Here is a 16,190-nt window from a genome sequence, read left to right as displayed (position 1 = left end):
CCTGGCCTTGCTTAGTTCCTTAACAAGATTAGATCATTAATTTAGAATTCATTTACATTAACACAAATATCTAATAGCTTTATTTCACAAACCGAAGATTACATTGAAATTTCTTCTTCAATTTCTCTCATAATATCGAATGCACCTTCGGATTTATTTGAACATATTACTGTTATTATTGAAATTTTCGGATAAAAAGCAGCATGAAAACTAACACCTGGGTCATAACCCATAATATGAAATTTTAAAATCTCTTCATCATTTTTCTCAATCCATACTCCATAACCGTAAAAGCTATGTTTGTCATCCGTTTGAACATAAGGAGTAAGTAACTTTTTAGTATGTTCTTCATTAAGTAATTGGTTGTTTAAAAGCGAATCCCACAATTTTGCCATATCGTCGACGGTTACAAAGGCTCCACCATCTGCACCACCTTTTACAGGTAATGAGTAAATATTTGTTTTCCACTTACCATCTGGACGTTCAATATAACCTAATGCTGTATGCTTGGGGAGAGAATCAAATTCAAAATAGCCAGAGTCATCCATATCCGCTTTTATAAAGATGTTTTCTTTAACATATTCGGAAAATGCAAGTTTACTTGCTTGCTCTACAATTAAACCAAGTAAGATATAGCCAGCATTGTTGTAATGAAATCTCTCTTCAACTTTTAATTTCATTGGCTGGTTCTGGAAAAGGGGTAAAAAGTCTTCTAAGGTTCTAAGAAGATACATTGGATTCTTAACCCACAATTCCTCAAAATCATCCATCACTTCTTCATCAAAATAATCTGGTATCCCTGATGTATGTGTTAATAGATGATGAATGGTTATACCCATATCAAAATGAGGGAAATGAACATCGAGGCAATCTACTAATTTTGTATCAAAAGAAAGTTTCCCATTCTCTACAAGTTGACAGATTGCAATGGATGTAAGAAGTTTGCAACCTGAAGCTATGCCATATCTTGTATGCATACTATTTTTAATTTGCTCCGAACGGTTAGCATAACCGTAGCTTGTCTCTGCTAAAATATCGCTATTTTTCTTAACGAGAGTGCTTCCAGAAAATTCAACTTTTTCTTGGATATTGGTAATACGATTTAAAATGTTGCTTTTCATTTCTATCCCTCCAACACTATTTTTCTATCTCTATACACATAGAAAGAGCGCAATTCTTAACTCATTTTCATTGACTACAATCAAAGACCGGTATTAAAGCAAAGCTATCCTTGAATTAGTACTTTAGTTCACAAACTTATGCTTAATAATACACCAAAAAGGCTCTATGATAAGAGCCTTTTTGAATTGTTTATCTTTTAAATCCACCCTCTGAATGAATAACTTGCCCTGTAATCCAATCCGCATCTTCACTCACTAGGAATTTAATTGTTTTTGCAGCATCTTTCGGATCGCCTATTCTACCGAACGGAAACAATGGTCTTAATTTCGTTTTGATGTCATCTGTCATCCAACCAGTATCAGTTGGACCTGGATTTATGGCATTGACTGTGATGCCTAACGGAGCAAGTTCGGCCGACAATGTAATAGTTAGAGCATCAACAGCTCCCTTTGTTGTTGCATATGCTAATTCACCAGGCATGGGTCCTTGAAACTGCCCCGAAGTAATATTGACGATTCTTCCACCAGATTTCTTATTAAATCTTTGCGCAAATAAACTACTTAACAGTGTCGTCGCTCGTACATTTACCATGTAATGTTTATCTAATATTTCGGCAGTCACAGTAGAAAAATCGTTGTTAGTTGAGTGTGTGGCATTATTAATCAAAATATAAGGAGAACCAAGTTGTTCAGAAACTCTATTTATAAGTTGTTCCGGTGCATTATGTTGCGTTAGATCCAGTTCCATACATGATACTTTCACACCTTTTCCCAACAATTCCTCTTTAAGTTTCAATGGATCATCTAAATTAATGCTCCAAGGCATTTCTTTGTCATAATCCATCCAATAAGTAAAAAAGATGTGATAACCCGCTTCTGCTAACTCCTTACAAATAGCTGCTCCAATCCCTTTTAAACGGCTTACACCCGTAACAATTGCAATTTTATCCTTTAATTGGTTCATAAATATTCCTCCAAATGAAATTACTACTCAAACTAATCACCTTAACAATCTAAATTTAATTGCACCCATTTTGCTTACATAACAGCTTATAAGTATACAAACACTTGGAAAATAGACAAAAGACCCTGCATCACATGTATTAACTCATCCTATTAACAAGATCTTCTTTTTTATTTGCTAAGTTTTTAAATATGAAGCGTAAAGTGAAATAGAAGACTATAAAATTACCAAAGACACCCATACTCACATTCCAACCCGTGATACCTCCAGAAAATAGATTGGGAATAACGAATCTGCTCCCATTTTCAATATATAACGTTAATAACTTAAACGGGAAACCATACTGATAAACAAATTTGTATCTGGAATTAACAATGAAAAGATGATAATTAACATAAGCGAAATGCAGAGAATGGGGTTATTATACCCCTCACCCCAACCCATCTTTTTGTATAGTACGAAAATTAAGATAAATGCACTAACGATTGCCGTCCAACTATATTTTTCAGCATTTAAACCGAAACTTGATAAAATAAGATAAGTAATTACGCCTAATATCGTCAGAAGTAAAAAATAGATACCTATAAAACGTAGTGATTCTAAAACTATTCTCACTATTTTTCCTCCTTAAAATTCATGAAAGGTTGTATTAAGGAAGTATTAAAGTTTCCTGTTGCTGAAGTTTAATTACTTTCATAACCTTATGCCAATATTAACATAAATATCCATTTTTGTTTAGGAGCCTTATTCTATTAAATTGCCCAACGTAGAAGAGTGATCATATTTAAACCAATCAAACAAGAACATATTTATTCCCAAAGTATGAAATGGCAAACAGTGTTTCATTTATTGGTATACTATTTTGTGAGTGAAAAACTATGTATAGTAGCACTTCTCTTTCCATAAAAGAACATTCATTCATATATGTTTCTATAGGATGTCAAAATCGCGATTAATTGTTTGTTAAGCACAACAAAAAGTGAAGCAGAGAACCGTCCCCTGCCTCACATAATCTCTCCTATATTATGGCCAATCCAAGCCCCGATAAATGGAATAGCAATGACTTGAAAGTCCAATCTTTCAAAATTAAAATCTAAATTAACCAATAACACTGTAAAAACAACAGTTATAACATTACTGAATACAACCTCTATAATTTTCTTTCTCTTCCAGCGCTTCTCGCCAAAATGGTCTTTATCAAAGTCCTGCACACGCCTACTAGTCTTTGTACCGATTGTTCGTCCTGTATTTAGGGTGTACACCATACTTGCTAAATAGAGCCAGAAAACCGCGCAACATATTCCAAAAAGGAAGGAAGCCTCCATTCCGTTCTTCAAAAAATAAGCACATAGAACGAATAACAAGAGCGTCACGAGATTACTTTGGACTAATTGAATCTTTTTCAAACGCTTGCCCTCACGTATGTCCCATGCTATTTCATTCATTTTGTCCTCACTTTCAATTTTTTATCTACTTTAACTTTTCTGGCCATTAGCGAAATAAAAACAAAGAAACCCCACCAATTGGGCGAACAAAAATTTAATTCCTGAAAACTTTATGGAATAAACGATATGACTTTCGGTAGAGTGCCCGATAAAAGTCATCAAAAAAATGCTTTACTATTAATCTTACTAAAGAAAAAACTATCGCAATTACTATTATTGCGAATAACATAGCTAATCCTAGTTTGATTGCCTCCATTAAATCACCCTTCTGAAAACCTCAGTTATAGTGATAAAAAACAACAACAGTTAGAAAAATAAAACGTAGTATTTCATTAATGAGATATGTATTTTATAATTGGTTCACTATCGACCCTTCTTGGATCAACACCCCGATACAAAGCAGTTTTTAACATCTAACATGCTTGCGTTTGAAACCAAGCCTTTCTTTATCTATTTGTTTTTGAATATTTTCATAAGAATTTAGGGAACTAGGTTTTTTGTTGTCCCTTTTGATTTCTACTATACCTACTTCTTTAGCGGTCACAACAGCCTTTTCATGTAGCGGCAAATAGGAAGTCCCCACGGTGTATATAAAATTATTCATAGACACTTTCGTTCTTTCCGGCGAATCATGAATAGAATTTTTCACTCTATCAAGCATATTAGAAATCTTGTTTTCGGCAAATTCATTGTCTTGGCGATTCCCTAAAAGCCAGCAGTAGCAACTCCAACCCGCTGACATCCTCAGCTCGTCGCCACTTGCAATCCATTTATCAGCAATGTCTTGTGCAATATCTGCCTCTGATAACGTTACTGCCACTACATAATCAGATAGCATATAAAAATACGCTTCATCCATCCAACGATCAAAATCCGACTCAGTCATAGCATTTGGATCTGCAATAATGCCTGCAAAATACATGGCATCATAGTTACCTGTAGCATAAAGCTCTTCAGCTAAACGTTGATTTATTTTTATTTCCTTAACGATTGGTTTCATAGCACCTGTTGCAACGCCAAAAAGAGGCTCGTGCGCACCATTGGATAGGTACATTTTTTTAGTTCGTTCCTTACCGAGAGATTCAAGCTCCTGCATAACTGTTTCGAAATCCATAGTTTTAGACTTCCTTCCTTATTCCTTTTTAATTGTAACCAACTAGTTTATACATTAAGTCTGCCATACACCGATATTTTATCATTATCGAATCTTAGTATTTTGCCATTTTAACTAAAGACATTTCTATAAAACCTTACACCAATTCTAACATAAATATCCAGTATATTTGGAAGTTCCATGCCATTAAATAACCCTATACACAAAGAACGAGCACAATTCTTTCCTTCAGAATTACGCTCGTTAGTGGAATACAAACTTATGTATTTAATTCTTTCCTTAAAGACTTAATTGCTTCCATTACCTCCTGAATATTCTCATCGTTATTCATTTCTTCACGAGCGTGGAGCAGAACAGGCCTTACTGATTCAACAGAGCGACCAAATTCATACATCCAATCGTATCTTGGTACCATCCAAGTATGGAAATGATGAGATGTGTCTTCATTATAAAAATAATAAACATAATCAATTCCTAAAATATCTCTTTGTGCCTTCCTTATCCTTGATAAAACCGTAATATAATCTACCTGTTCATATTCTGTTAATTCATCAAAACGTTTAATATGCCGTTTAGAAGCTATTATTATTAGCCCCTTTATGGGATATGCAACATCTTGATGTGCGTGGAAATACTCCGTTTCCAGGACCACACCACCATCTGGCTGTATTAATCCACTTGTTAACGCACAACTTAAACACTCTACTTCTACTGTTTTACCATTAGACAAAGTTATTTCTCGCACTACTTCTCCTCCTATATTTATGCACTTCACTAATACTGATAATAAAAATATTGCTTCACTTCCACTATCCTCCCCTTGTTTGCGACACAAGAGCAGGGACAGTTTGTTCCACTAAATGTACAATAGTTTAATAAAATACCTGTTCAGCTCTTGCTCCTCTTTAGCTGATCTAAGTTTAGCTTTTTTCCAGCAGTTTTTTAATTGTTCTAATCTGTCCACGATGGCTGATTTCGTCCTCCATCACGTGAAACCATAAATAGTAATTATTATAAGAAACACCATTACCCCATTTATTCACTTCAAATAACCAACTATCTTGTTTCGATTTCAAATAGGTTAATGTATTGTTTCTAACTTGTGATAATTGAGATAATCAATAGAATGACTTCTAATCACTTCTCTTCCCTTATCCCCTAATTCCAGAGCTGCTCCCCACTCGAAGTATTCTTCGTTTGTAAAATCCCTGTTTTCAAACGAAATACACTGATGTACAAACTCAATGGACGCAATATGTGATAAAAGAGAACCAATCGAGTTTGAACGATTATTCGGTAAATAATCTAAATCGTTTTGGTTTAGATTAGAAATTTCACTTAAGGTAACTTCCCTTGAATGTTCAAGCATACATACAAGTTCCCCAATTTTTTCAGTAAAGTCTTTGTTTGTTTTTATTCTGTATTCAATCATGAATCTACCTCCATTCTAAGTACAACACTACCAATAAATTAGGAAAAACATAGACTGATAGTTCGTGAAAATATATGGTATAATTTAGTTAATCATACAGAAAAGGCAACCTGATTATTTTCAGTGTTGCCTTTTTTCTTACCCCTCTTGCAGGGCACGTTAGCACCAGAATTTAGAGATAGCTCCCTATTAATTTAATTCAAAATCTTGTTATTAAATATAAAAAGCCATCAATATGTCATCACCATATGAACCATCTTCATATTTTAATTGTTTCTTCTGTCTACCTTCTTCTATAAAGCCCATACGTCTGTATACATGAATGACTAGAATACAATTGATTGCTTCATAATAACAATAAAAATGAAGCAGAGAACCGTCCCCTGCATCATTGTTTTTTGCTTAGTTTATAATAATCCATCGTAGAAGTCTCCTCAAAACCACAGGATTTATAGAGTTCTAAGGCATGCTTGTTTTCCACAGAAACTTGCAGCATTATTTCATGTACTTGCTTTTCTTTCAGCTTCTCTATCGCTTTCATTAAGATATCTCTACCATAACCTTTTCTTCGATATTCTGGAAGGACTCCTAACCCGTAAATACCACCTATACCAGCATCTACACTTACTTGTACCTTCCCTATGATTTCGTTATCAATTTCAGCAATATAAATATCTACTCCGCGCTTCGCTTCTTCCTCGGGGAGAATCTCTAGTTCCTCGGAGTCAGATTGGAAATATATATTATTTTGTCTTGCTATTTCTTTTGCGTCTTCATTGAGTGCTCTTCTAAGTATCAACTTATTTAAAGCTGATCCTAGAGTTGGTTCACCTTTAAGAAACATTTCATATTCTGAGTTTTCATAATGCGCACCTGTACTCTTGATAAATTCAAGACCAGATAGTGAGTTTTGATCACTCAGTAAAAGCAGATCCTGTGATTTTCTTTTGTACCACTCATCCTTCACCAACGAGAATAACCTGGTGAAGACTCCCATTCTCCTAAACTCAGGATGGACTACGCCATTAACTTCCAACGTTTCTCCACCAAATTGACATATTCCAATATAACCGATAAGCATACCTTCATCATAGAACATAAATTCATTGATCTCATTACTGTCCACACTTTTATCTAGAGCTTTGCTCCATTTATAATCAAGCTCTAGCTTTACTGTTACTTTATCTTTACTACCACAATACTCCTTAAGACTTTTTATATCTTTATATTCCTGTTGATCTAATTGCCCTTTTAATTTTATACTGGCGTTTTTTATTTGATTCATAATTGCATATATCTCCATGTCTGTTTTAAAAAATTATAAGTATAGGGGTTTTTCTACATAGCTAGACCTAGTTGAACATTCACCACAAAGAAATTTGATTAGTTATTAACCCAAAAATTAAAAACCCTGTAATCAATGCACCTATATGAATTAAAACCTTGTATCTCAGCTTAGTTTTTAATAAGGAATATAACTTAAAGGTGAAATAAATGATAATCATATCAATAGGTGTCGCAATTAATGAAGAAATCAATTTATTATGTATATTGAAGTGCTCATAAAGAAAATCCTTGAAAAAATAATTATTTGCTATGCCAATAATAGAAAGAGCAATTTGGTAAACAAAAAACTTTAAGAGGTTCACACAATTAAACTCCCTTACAATCAATTTTTGAAAATATGTTGTGATTTTATATTAATCTTTCTTATTCATCATTATAAACCCATGTTTTAAATTCTCCATTCTGTCTTGTAATAATAATCATTGAATTTCGAATCTGTCGGACACAATACAACAATAGGTAAATCATTTATCGTCTTTAACATCGTTTTTAATAATCCTTTACCACGATAACCCTCACTTACCGCAAATTGATATAAAGAAATTTTGTTTTGCGTTTTCTTTCGATAAAAGCGAACTGCTCCCACTACTTGATCTTCTACTGTTGCTACTATCATTTGCTCTCGTCTTATGGCCGCTTTAATTCCAAGAGGACATAAAAACTCTTCCGAATAAATTGCACTATTATTACGGTCTAAAATCTCATTAAAGAAAGCCATAACGTCAGATATATGATTAGGATTTGCTAAAGTTATTTGCATCTTTCTCCCCCTTTAACATAACGTTGTTAAGATATAAGAGACCTATAAATATCTCCTATAATCCCCTTTAATTGATGAACACCTAATTCTGCATTCGTCATTATAACGGCACCTTTTTCTAAGTGTGGAGATGCAAATATCATACATTGGAAGCCTACTCCCCAACCCAGAGATGAAATTTCTAATTCTTTATCAGAACCGTCTAAGAATACACCTAATCCTGTCCAACTTTTCCCTCTTTGAGAAGTTATCATTTCTTTTGCTAAACTTTCTGAAATGCCAATTTTACTTTCTCCTTTTAGAGCATTCATTAGCTCAAGAACTAATGCAGCTAAATCCAATGAAGTCGTCCATAATCCAGAAGCTGCTGGATAAGGGTATATAGGATATTTCCCCTCTACTAAATCACCATTTTTAGTATGACCACAAGAGAAGTACTGGTTATCCATCTCTAACATCGTTGTGTTTAAATAGCTATTTTCCATTCCTAATGGCTTAAATATGAACTCATTCACCACTTGATAAAACGATTTTTCTGTCACATCTTCAATTAGTTGCTGAACAACACAAAAACCTGCATCTGAATAATGGAATTTGCTCTCTGGCTCGTACTGTACTTCAATAGGATCCTTACAATACGGAGTTTCCCCCTCTAATAATTCAACCATTGAAGGAATACCTGTATCTGTATTTAGTTCAGAAAAACTTCCTTCGGGATCCTTGATTCCGGATTGATGACTAAGCAAGTTCCTTAACGTAACTTTTTTAGTTTTTGTGAATACATTTTCAGGTATTTTCCATGTTATAAGTCTTTCATTTACATTTTCATCTAAACCAAGAATTCCCTTCTCTATAAGTTTGATAGCCGCTACTCCAGTTAAAAGTTTGCTAATCGAACACGCACCAAAAATCGAATTCTCGTTTATTTCTCTATCGCTTTTAACTTCCAGTAATCCGTAGTTTTCTGTTCCACTAATTTGGCCGTTTTCAATCAAAGCAATACTTAAACCATTTACACGATAATGTTCCATTCGTTCCTCAATGTTGATATTTTTTAATTTCATAGTAACCACCTCAAATGTTATTAATTTACATACAAACATTGTAACGCGAACAAACGTTCCGTGGTTGGAATATAGTGGTTTTTTTATATTCACTTTATCATTTGTTCTAAGAATGCAGCTTGTATGTTGTCATACACGGCATCCCCTCTTATCTATGTAAAATCATCTGGTCAGTTCCTTTAAAACCTATGGATTGGTATAGTTTTTTTGCGCTATCACTAGCTAATAAACGAATAGTATGGATTTCTTTTTCAGAAAACCAATCTAACACTTCGTCTGTTAACTTTCGTGCATAGCCTTGTTTTCTAAACCGAGGATCGACATATACATCTCCAATAAATCCATACTGAGCTTCTTTATAGAAACAATAAGGAATGTCTTCTTTGATAAATGCCCCAGCAAACGCACTCATTTCATTATCGTGTTCCATGACAAAATGTGTAGCTTTTCCTGTTTCATACAACTCTTTGTAGGTGTTCTCAACTTCATGAACAAAATCTTCTCTAAGAACGTGTTCCATGCCAGCTTCTTTAAACATTTTTAATTTTAGTAATGTTATTGCAGGAATATCTAATAACGAAGCAACTCGTGTCAATTTACTTCCCCCTTATAACTTTAAAATTTCTTCTAACCTAACTTTTGTAAAATTTCCTTATGAAGCAAACAATAGCTTAAGTGAAGTTATTTACTTCTAATGAAATACGTAAGAACGTTCCTCTATACACAAAAAAAGAGCGCAATTCTTAGTTCAAATTTGCGCCTTTTAATGAATTAATTTTTGAAACGTTCCTTGTCTAACGAGGTCTACATGCTGATTTTACGATATAATCTCCCATTTCATTTCCTATAAAAACTTTACATGGTCCCTACTTAACCAGAAACTTCAAAATATAAGATAATAGAATACTTGGTTGGTCTTCTTGAACTAAGTGACCGGCTCTAGGTATCGAAATAAAACTTGAAGTTTTCATTTTTTTATGTAATTTTTGACCTTTTTCAATGGGTACCCAAGTATCCTCTTCTCCCCATATAATTAATACTGGCTTGTTTATCGCGCTGTAAACAGGTTCAATTTCATCAGTATACTTTTGACTCGCTTGTGCTATTTGACGATAAAAAGCTTGCTGCCCTATAGAGCCTAACCAGGATCTTTTATCCCTTTTAAGGTTTCATTGTCCATCTCTTTATACATTGCTCCCCGAACATACGTCGAAACCATTGCATCATGTATATATTCAGGTATGCCTTGAAACGCAGATTCGTACTTGTTTACGTGGGAGAAGAAAGGTGAGCCCCATGGTGCTATTGCTACTGGATCAATGAGTATTATTTTTTCGAAATTATGTTCTTCTAAAAGATGAGTTCTTAAGACAGTTGTCCCACCAAAGTTATGTCCAATCATCATCGGGTTCTTTAATCCCCAGAATTCAAGTAGTTCAGAAAGAACTTTATTTTGAACTCCTAATGAGACATCTATATCAGTCTTCTCAGAATAACCATATCCAAGAAGGTCGTAGTAGTACACAGTAACCCATTGGCTAAGTGCAGGAATAATATGTCTCCAGTTAAAAGAAGACCAAGGGGTTCCATGTACGAGCACAACGGAGGGTCCTTCACCTTTTATATCATAACTTATTTTTCCATATGTTGAGGAAAAGCTCTTGGTTAGTCTATGTTGTCCCATGAATCTTGTCTCCTTTCACTATGCTTAATTAGTACATCATTTTTATACCATAAAGCCTTGATAATTCCAGAGCCTTACTTCACTATGTTGCCTTATTGCGGGGATAAATTGCTCGTATTGAAAATCAATCGATTTTGTAAAACAATATCATATTTTAAAATACGATTTACGAAAGTGTGCAGTATGGCATAAACACGATCGATCACTTCATAAGAACAACAAAATGAAGCAGAGAACCGTCCCCTACATCAAGATTAAATAATTTAAAGGAATTCAACTTCCGGTTATTGAATAAGATAAATAAAGGAGATGATTATATATCGGTTATAGTAAACTAATTAGAGAACAAGAAAAAGTGAATCAATTACAGCGTTGTATGAAATGTAAAAGAGTGTTAGAAAGAAATCAAGAAAAGGATATAGCAGTATGTGATGGTTGTTCCAGAAGAAAAATTTAACTTTCATGGATTCCGTTACCTATCCCGAAACTGAAATTTACACTTGGAAATGAAATGTGGTGAAAGTTATCTCTATTTGCACCACAATTGTGGTGCTTTTGGTTTGCAAAAATAAAATGGCCATTTCAGAGAATTAACCCATTTTTTATAGTTATTTTCAAATGCTTGCTAAACTAAAGATTTCCCCGTTTGTTTAACTGGCATCTTCCACTATTTAGTTTTTCGTAGGTGGGTTTGTTGTCACATAAGTTTGTGCAATAAAGTCATTAATCGCACGTTGATCTTCTCGTATCCCTACCATAAAGGCACTTACAATCAATCCAATTCCTAATGTGAGAGCATAGGCAATTCCGGCTACTATTACTCTTAATAAAATTGTGCCGATTCCAACTTTTTTCCCATCCATTCTAACGATACGATTTCCTACCATTTTTCTTCCTATCGTGTACCCAGACCATAAAACAGGCAATAACAAAGTATAGAAGAATCTTAATATGTCAGAAGGGTAGTTTTTGTCACTATTATAGAATACTCCATAGAGAAAGTATGAGATAATTCCTGTCACCAAAAATATAATGATAAAATCTAAAAAACTCGCTAAAAATCTGTTTGAAAACCTGCTGGATTAGTAACTTCCAAATGACACTCTCCTCTCGTATTGATGCAGGGGACGGTTCTCTGCTTCATACCTGATTGGAATTCACTCGTAGAAATTCTTTGGAGATAGTGATTATCTTAACACTTTTGTCGTCATAGTTCTTCCTTCAATGTAATCTTTCATACTTTCTCTAATCATTACTTTCAACTCTGGATTAGCTGCTGCATCTGTAACAATCGTCTTCTTGTAAAACTATTGTAAATGTACCTTTTCCTAGAATAATGATTTGAGAAACAGAATTTTCTTTATCCATAATTGAAACTATTAACATAATCACTACTCTCTAAACTCATTCAACAGAAATTACCAAGATACTTTAAATTTACTAGCTGACCTTTCACCCGGTGTCTTCAAAAATCCGCCCTATCAATAAAACAATTTTACGTGCCCTAAAACTCATAAAATACGATTTACGAGAGTTTGCAGTAGGCAAAAACACGATTGATCGCTTTCATAACAATAAAAGGAAACAGAGAACCTTCCCCGACTTCACCTGCCTGCTTCACTATCTAGGAACTATTGTGTAAAAAGTTGTTACATCACTGTTATTTTCAATGTTTTCAGCTAGGATTTCTAATCGATAAAGTTGAGCCGCTTGCTTAGATGCAATAACTGCCGTGTTTAATAGATTATTTTCAGCAACATGCTTTGCACTAGCAGCCGTATTAAAAAAATCTCGCAACGAGACATTTAACTTGCTTAGGAATAGTTCACATTCTTGTAGTGCTTTTGGATGAGAATAAACTGATTTAATCCTATTTAATTCTTGACCTTTTACAGCCATAAGACAATGGTGAGTATGAAGGTGAAATTTTTGCTTTACTCCCCAATTACCAGAAGAAAGCAACTCATTCACCTCTGATACATATCCCGAATTTGATGTTTTCACGGGTATAATCGCATAATCTGACCGTTTATTTTTTACTGAATCCAAAGCACTTTGAAAACTATTACAGTACAATAGAGATATTCCTTCTCCTAACATTTCTAGTGCCGCTATTTCAGCATAGCTGCCCTTTATCCCACAAATAGAAACAATCATTTTTTGCTCCTTTTTATTATTTTGTTCACATCTGCTGTTGTGCTAATGTTCCCCCGTTAATTGAATAAGAAAAATCTCATAAATACTTAATTACCTCTATGTCAGCGTAATGATCAACACCGTGTTCTTTGTCTCCGAAAATCCCTTGAATTGTATTAAGTCCAAGTTTGGTCCAAAACCTAAGCGCTGCCCAATTTTTTATTGCAACATTTGCCCGCACTTCATTATATTTAGTCTGTTTCAATATATCTAATAATTCATTAACCACTTCTTGTCCAAGTCCTTGTTTGTGATACTCTTTGTCAATATACAGGTAGTTAATATAAAATGTTTCAGGCGTTGGATATCCGTGATACGTAGTAAGTAATCCAACAATGAGTCCCGTTTCCTGCATTCGTATAACTTGGATTTTAAATTGCTCATTGAGGCCATTAGGCGGTAAGTCACCAACGGTAAAACAACGATATACATACTCTTTATCTAAGCTACCGCCGTCCCATTGGTGAATAAAACTCCCTTGGTCATATAACTTTTGAGCAGTTGGAATTTCTTCTTCAGTAAGGTCTTTAATCGTGAGCCTTTTTGTCTCCCACACGCTTGGTATCATCTTTTTCAACACCACTTAATCACCCCCAATGTTCTTTATCTCTGTTACTTAGTTATTCAACAATCTTCACCTTTAGCGCCGGTTTCTCCCCGTTAATTTAAGTACAACATTAGACAATTGTAGCTCCTTAGTAAAATAATCATGACAAGGCACACATGCGGTTCTTATGAGGGAGTGGTAACGTTCCTGACCTACTCAATAATAGCAGGAGATCACTTAAAATGCTTCCCAATTGCTAACGGTATATCAAGAAATTTCAGGGATTTGTATAGTCTCATTTGATATTTAGGGTGGAACCCTTTTCTATACCTCAAGTTGTGATAGGCTCACCGTGGTGTATCTAAATGAGATTTTCCTTATAACTAGCTAACTCACTAGATTATTTTCTTATAGTTTTTAATTTTCTCCTAATAACATAAAAATTTCAAAGATATAATATTATTATTGAAGGCCTGAAATTTCTCATTGAGGAGTGAGATGAATGAATTATTTTATTGGTAAAAATCAAGATAATCATGCTCCTATTTCAAATGGTAATGTATTAGCTTGGCTTCAGCAATATGATGTTGGTTGTCTTCCAGTTGATAAAATAAGTCAACTTTTTTTCGGAAACTATGACTTGTCCAGTTCACTTTTAGATAATTCAGGTTCTTATATACTAGCAAAAGACCAGAACGATAAAATTTGGTATGATCCATATGGAATAGTTCAAGAGAAATTGGGACAAATCGGGGAAATTATTTCATTAAATAGTACGAGGTATATTCATGGCTATGGAATATATGAAGTAGTTACTCATAAAGGTAATACCGTAGTCAGGACAAAAACATGGACTCCTCCTAATAGAAACTCTTTCATACGCTCAATTGAAGTTAAAACTCTCCGTAGCAACCCTTCAGAAATATCGATTTTTCCTGTCGTACACTTAAAAAATATTGTTGAAAGAATTGATAACACCTTTATTTCTCGACTCTCTGAAAACCAATGGCTTGCAACTACTGTTTCTCCCTCTGCTGAAGGAATAACAGGCAATATTTCTAAAGCAGTAACTGGAGGTCAGGCAACTATTTTTGAACACAGTTTACTCCCTGTTCCATTGATCTTTACTATTCCCGCTCAAAAGGTCCAAGGCCCAGAATACAGCGAGCCTGTCTTTCAATTATTTGCAGCCGGCGCTTCTAAAGAGGAGGCACTTCAAGAATTAGAGAAAACATTGGCCCACATTAATCAAAGTGAACATCAAACATTGAAAGTATGGCAAGCATGGCACAATAAAACAGTAGAGATCAATACGCTCACACCTGAGCTAAAATATTTTTGGAAGATGAGTAACACGTTAACAAAAATGAGCCTACAGAAAGATGGAACTCCTATTATCATTGGATTTAAACCTTACCAAGGCAATGTATGGATTCGTGATAGCTTGTGGATCGCATCTACATTAGCATTAGCTGGACATCTAGAAGACGCAGTAAAAGCATTGTATGCAACACTTAGTTATTTAATAGAGCGTCCTGATGGTAACTATTTTTTTGCTTATAATGTTGTTACACGTTTACCAAACGAGCATGCTTTTGAAAACGATACTACTGGATTTATTTTATACGGAATATGGCAAGTTTGGTCGTTAGTAAAAGAAGATACAATCATACGTGATCTGTGGCCTATTATAAACCAATCGGCCGAATGGATTTTGAAGAACCGTGATTCAACTGGGCTTATCTTCCCAGATGCAGGGATTTGGGAAACATTTGGACCACATTTAGGGGAAACCTTCGAACATATGACATGGACATCAGGTATTTCTGCGTTTGGATTAATAAGAGCAGCCGAGATGGCTGACGTTATCTTTGAAAATGAAAAAGCTAATCGATTTAGACAAGGTTCATCTGAATTAATTCAGGCGATTTATAGACATAACGTTCACAACGGAATTGTTACTCGATCGATGGAAACAAATTTATTAGATGCATCTGTTACTCTATTCTTCTCTGAATTTCCTATTTTTCCAAAAGAGTGGTTAAAACCGACACTTAAAGCTATTCAGCAAAGACTTGAAGATCCCTTCATTGGAGGCATTTGGAGACATGAGAGTTTAACAACAGAAGAAGGCGATTTAAAGCCGTGGACCGGACCCACCTTCTGGTTGGGTGAAGCATTTTTAGTTAACCATGATGTAAACCAAGCCTGGAAGTACTTTAACCATAATTACAATAACAGTGCTTTTTGTGGTCTCTTACCCGAATTATTGTACAGCAAAGGTCGACCAAGAGGGATTGGAATGCCAAGTTATTCTCAATCAGGTGTGATAAGATCACTATTGTTATATAATAGATTGTTTGGTTAAGATTAATTGTGATTTTTCGAAAGAAATAACCCAAAGTTTCATACAATCATGGATCCATTCCATAATGAAATCGTCGCGTACAAGCTGTATAATATCAACAGACGTCGCTTGTGATTGACACATTTAGAGGAAGCCCTTCAGTCACGAG

At 34.5% G+C, this 16,190-nt stretch carries 16 protein-coding genes and 2 pseudogenes; 1 reads left to right on the top strand and 17 read right to left on the bottom strand.

Going from position 1 to position 16,190, the window contains the following annotated elements:
* Window positions 1-98: 98 nt before the first annotated feature.
* From CEF18_RS07210 to CEF18_RS07125, 17 genes and pseudogenes are all read right to left on the bottom strand, one after another.
* Window positions 99-1,121 carry a serine hydrolase domain-containing protein gene (locus CEF18_RS07210; RefSeq protein ID WP_110935836.1) on the bottom strand — a complete coding sequence of 341 codons (1,023 nt, stop codon included), beginning with the start codon at window positions 1,119-1,121 and terminating at the stop codon, window positions 99-101.
* A 190-nt stretch (window positions 1,122-1,311) separates the two neighbouring features.
* Window positions 1,312-2,085, bottom strand: a complete 774-nt coding sequence (locus CEF18_RS07205; RefSeq protein WP_110935835.1) for an SDR family oxidoreductase — start codon at window positions 2,083-2,085, stop codon at window positions 1,312-1,314.
* Window positions 2,086-2,403: 318 nt separating this feature from the next.
* Window positions 2,404-2,700, bottom strand: coding sequence for a hypothetical protein (locus tag CEF18_RS07200; protein ID WP_110935834.1), 297 nt, complete (start codon window positions 2,698-2,700; stop codon window positions 2,404-2,406).
* A gap of 389 nt (window positions 2,701-3,089) precedes the next feature.
* The gene (locus CEF18_RS07195; RefSeq protein ID WP_110935833.1) at window positions 3,090-3,530 is read right to left on the bottom strand and encodes a hypothetical protein; all 441 of its coding nucleotides are present in this window, start codon (window positions 3,528-3,530) and stop codon (window positions 3,090-3,092) included.
* 406 nt (window positions 3,531-3,936) lie between these two features.
* Window positions 3,937-4,644, bottom strand: coding sequence for a DNA alkylation repair protein (locus CEF18_RS07190; RefSeq protein ID WP_110935832.1), 708 nt, complete (start codon window positions 4,642-4,644; stop codon window positions 3,937-3,939).
* A gap of 259 nt (window positions 4,645-4,903) precedes the next feature.
* Window positions 4,904-5,389, bottom strand: coding sequence for an HIT family protein (locus CEF18_RS07185; protein ID WP_110935831.1), 486 nt, complete (start codon window positions 5,387-5,389; stop codon window positions 4,904-4,906).
* A 175-nt stretch (window positions 5,390-5,564) separates the two neighbouring features.
* A pseudogene (locus CEF18_RS07180) lies at window positions 5,565-6,076 on the bottom strand (DinB family protein).
* Window positions 6,077-6,289: 213 nt separating this feature from the next.
* Window positions 6,290-6,400 (bottom strand): annotated as a pseudogene (locus CEF18_RS07175) (GNAT family N-acetyltransferase); the annotation flags it as partial.
* Window positions 6,401-6,464: 64 nt separating this feature from the next.
* Complete coding sequence (locus CEF18_RS07170) at window positions 6,465-7,361, bottom strand: GNAT family N-acetyltransferase (protein WP_220693830.1); 897 nt, start codon at window positions 7,359-7,361, stop codon at window positions 6,465-6,467.
* 450 nt (window positions 7,362-7,811) lie between these two features.
* The gene (locus CEF18_RS07160; protein WP_110935829.1) at window positions 7,812-8,183 is read right to left on the bottom strand and encodes a GNAT family N-acetyltransferase; all 372 of its coding nucleotides are present in this window, start codon (window positions 8,181-8,183) and stop codon (window positions 7,812-7,814) included.
* 26 nt (window positions 8,184-8,209) lie between these two features.
* Window positions 8,210-9,247 carry a serine hydrolase domain-containing protein gene (locus CEF18_RS07155; protein WP_110935828.1) on the bottom strand — a complete coding sequence of 346 codons (1,038 nt, stop codon included), beginning with the start codon at window positions 9,245-9,247 and terminating at the stop codon, window positions 8,210-8,212.
* 148 nt (window positions 9,248-9,395) lie between these two features.
* Complete coding sequence (locus tag CEF18_RS07150) at window positions 9,396-9,842, bottom strand: GNAT family N-acetyltransferase (RefSeq protein ID WP_110935827.1); 447 nt, start codon at window positions 9,840-9,842, stop codon at window positions 9,396-9,398.
* A 271-nt stretch (window positions 9,843-10,113) separates the two neighbouring features.
* Window positions 10,114-10,380: an alpha/beta fold hydrolase gene (locus CEF18_RS26410; protein WP_407690413.1), complete on the bottom strand. Its 267-nt coding sequence runs from the start codon at window positions 10,378-10,380 to the stop codon at window positions 10,114-10,116.
* A gap of 5 nt (window positions 10,381-10,385) precedes the next feature.
* Entirely contained in the window at window positions 10,386-10,931 is a 546-nt protein-coding gene (locus CEF18_RS07145; RefSeq protein ID WP_220693829.1) for an alpha/beta fold hydrolase, read from the bottom strand.
* A 671-nt stretch (window positions 10,932-11,602) separates the two neighbouring features.
* Window positions 11,603-11,953, bottom strand: a complete 351-nt coding sequence (locus tag CEF18_RS07140; RefSeq protein ID WP_259457933.1) for an RDD family protein — start codon at window positions 11,951-11,953, stop codon at window positions 11,603-11,605.
* A 598-nt stretch (window positions 11,954-12,551) separates the two neighbouring features.
* Window positions 12,552-13,088, bottom strand: a complete 537-nt coding sequence (locus tag CEF18_RS07130) for a prephenate dehydratase domain-containing protein (RefSeq protein ID WP_110935825.1) — start codon at window positions 13,086-13,088, stop codon at window positions 12,552-12,554.
* 76 nt (window positions 13,089-13,164) lie between these two features.
* Window positions 13,165-13,710, bottom strand: a complete 546-nt coding sequence (locus tag CEF18_RS07125) for a GNAT family N-acetyltransferase (protein ID WP_110935824.1) — start codon at window positions 13,708-13,710, stop codon at window positions 13,165-13,167.
* 466 nt (window positions 13,711-14,176) lie between these two features.
* Between CEF18_RS07125 and CEF18_RS07120 the strand changes: the two genes are divergently transcribed.
* Complete coding sequence (locus CEF18_RS07120) at window positions 14,177-16,042, top strand: glycoside hydrolase family 15 protein (protein WP_110935823.1); 1,866 nt, start codon at window positions 14,177-14,179, stop codon at window positions 16,040-16,042.
* Window positions 16,043-16,190: the final 148 nt, after the last annotated feature.

Origin of the sequence: Salipaludibacillus neizhouensis (genome assembly GCF_002886185.1) — a bacterium.
Lineage (GTDB): Bacteria > Bacillota > Bacilli > Bacillales > Salisediminibacteriaceae > Salipaludibacillus > Salipaludibacillus neizhouensis.
Note: the sequence above shows the minus strand (reverse complement) of the source record. Positions and strands in the feature narration are given on the sequence as shown.

Excerpts from the sequence above, each read along its gene's own strand:
- CEF18_RS07210 (WP_110935836.1), bottom strand. The coding sequence starts at position 1,121 with ATGAAAAGCAACATTTTAAATCGTATTACCAATATCCAAGAAAAAGTT.
- CEF18_RS07205 (WP_110935835.1), bottom strand. The coding sequence starts at position 2,085 with ATGAACCAATTAAAGGATAAAATTGCAATTGTTACGGGTGTAAGCCGT.
- CEF18_RS07195 (WP_110935833.1), bottom strand. The coding sequence starts at position 3,530 with ATGAATGAAATAGCATGGGACATACGTGAGGGCAAGCGTTTGAAAAAG.
- CEF18_RS07190 (WP_110935832.1), bottom strand. The coding sequence starts at position 4,644 with ATGGATTTCGAAACAGTTATGCAGGAGCTTGAATCTCTCGGTAAGGAA.
- CEF18_RS07170 (WP_220693830.1), bottom strand. The coding sequence starts at position 7,361 with ATGAATCAAATAAAAAACGCCAGTATAAAATTAAAAGGGCAATTAGAT.
- CEF18_RS07160 (WP_110935829.1), bottom strand. The coding sequence starts at position 8,183 with ATGCAAATAACTTTAGCAAATCCTAATCATATATCTGACGTTATGGCT.
- CEF18_RS07155 (WP_110935828.1), bottom strand. The coding sequence starts at position 9,247 with ATGAAATTAAAAAATATCAACATTGAGGAACGAATGGAACATTATCGT.
- CEF18_RS07145 (WP_220693829.1), bottom strand. The coding sequence starts at position 10,931 with ATGGGACAACATAGACTAACCAAGAGCTTTTCCTCAACATATGGAAAA.
- CEF18_RS07130 (WP_110935825.1), bottom strand. The coding sequence starts at position 13,088 with ATGATTGTTTCTATTTGTGGGATAAAGGGCAGCTATGCTGAAATAGCG.
- CEF18_RS07120 (WP_110935823.1), top strand. The coding sequence starts at position 14,177 with ATGAATTATTTTATTGGTAAAAATCAAGATAATCATGCTCCTATTTCA.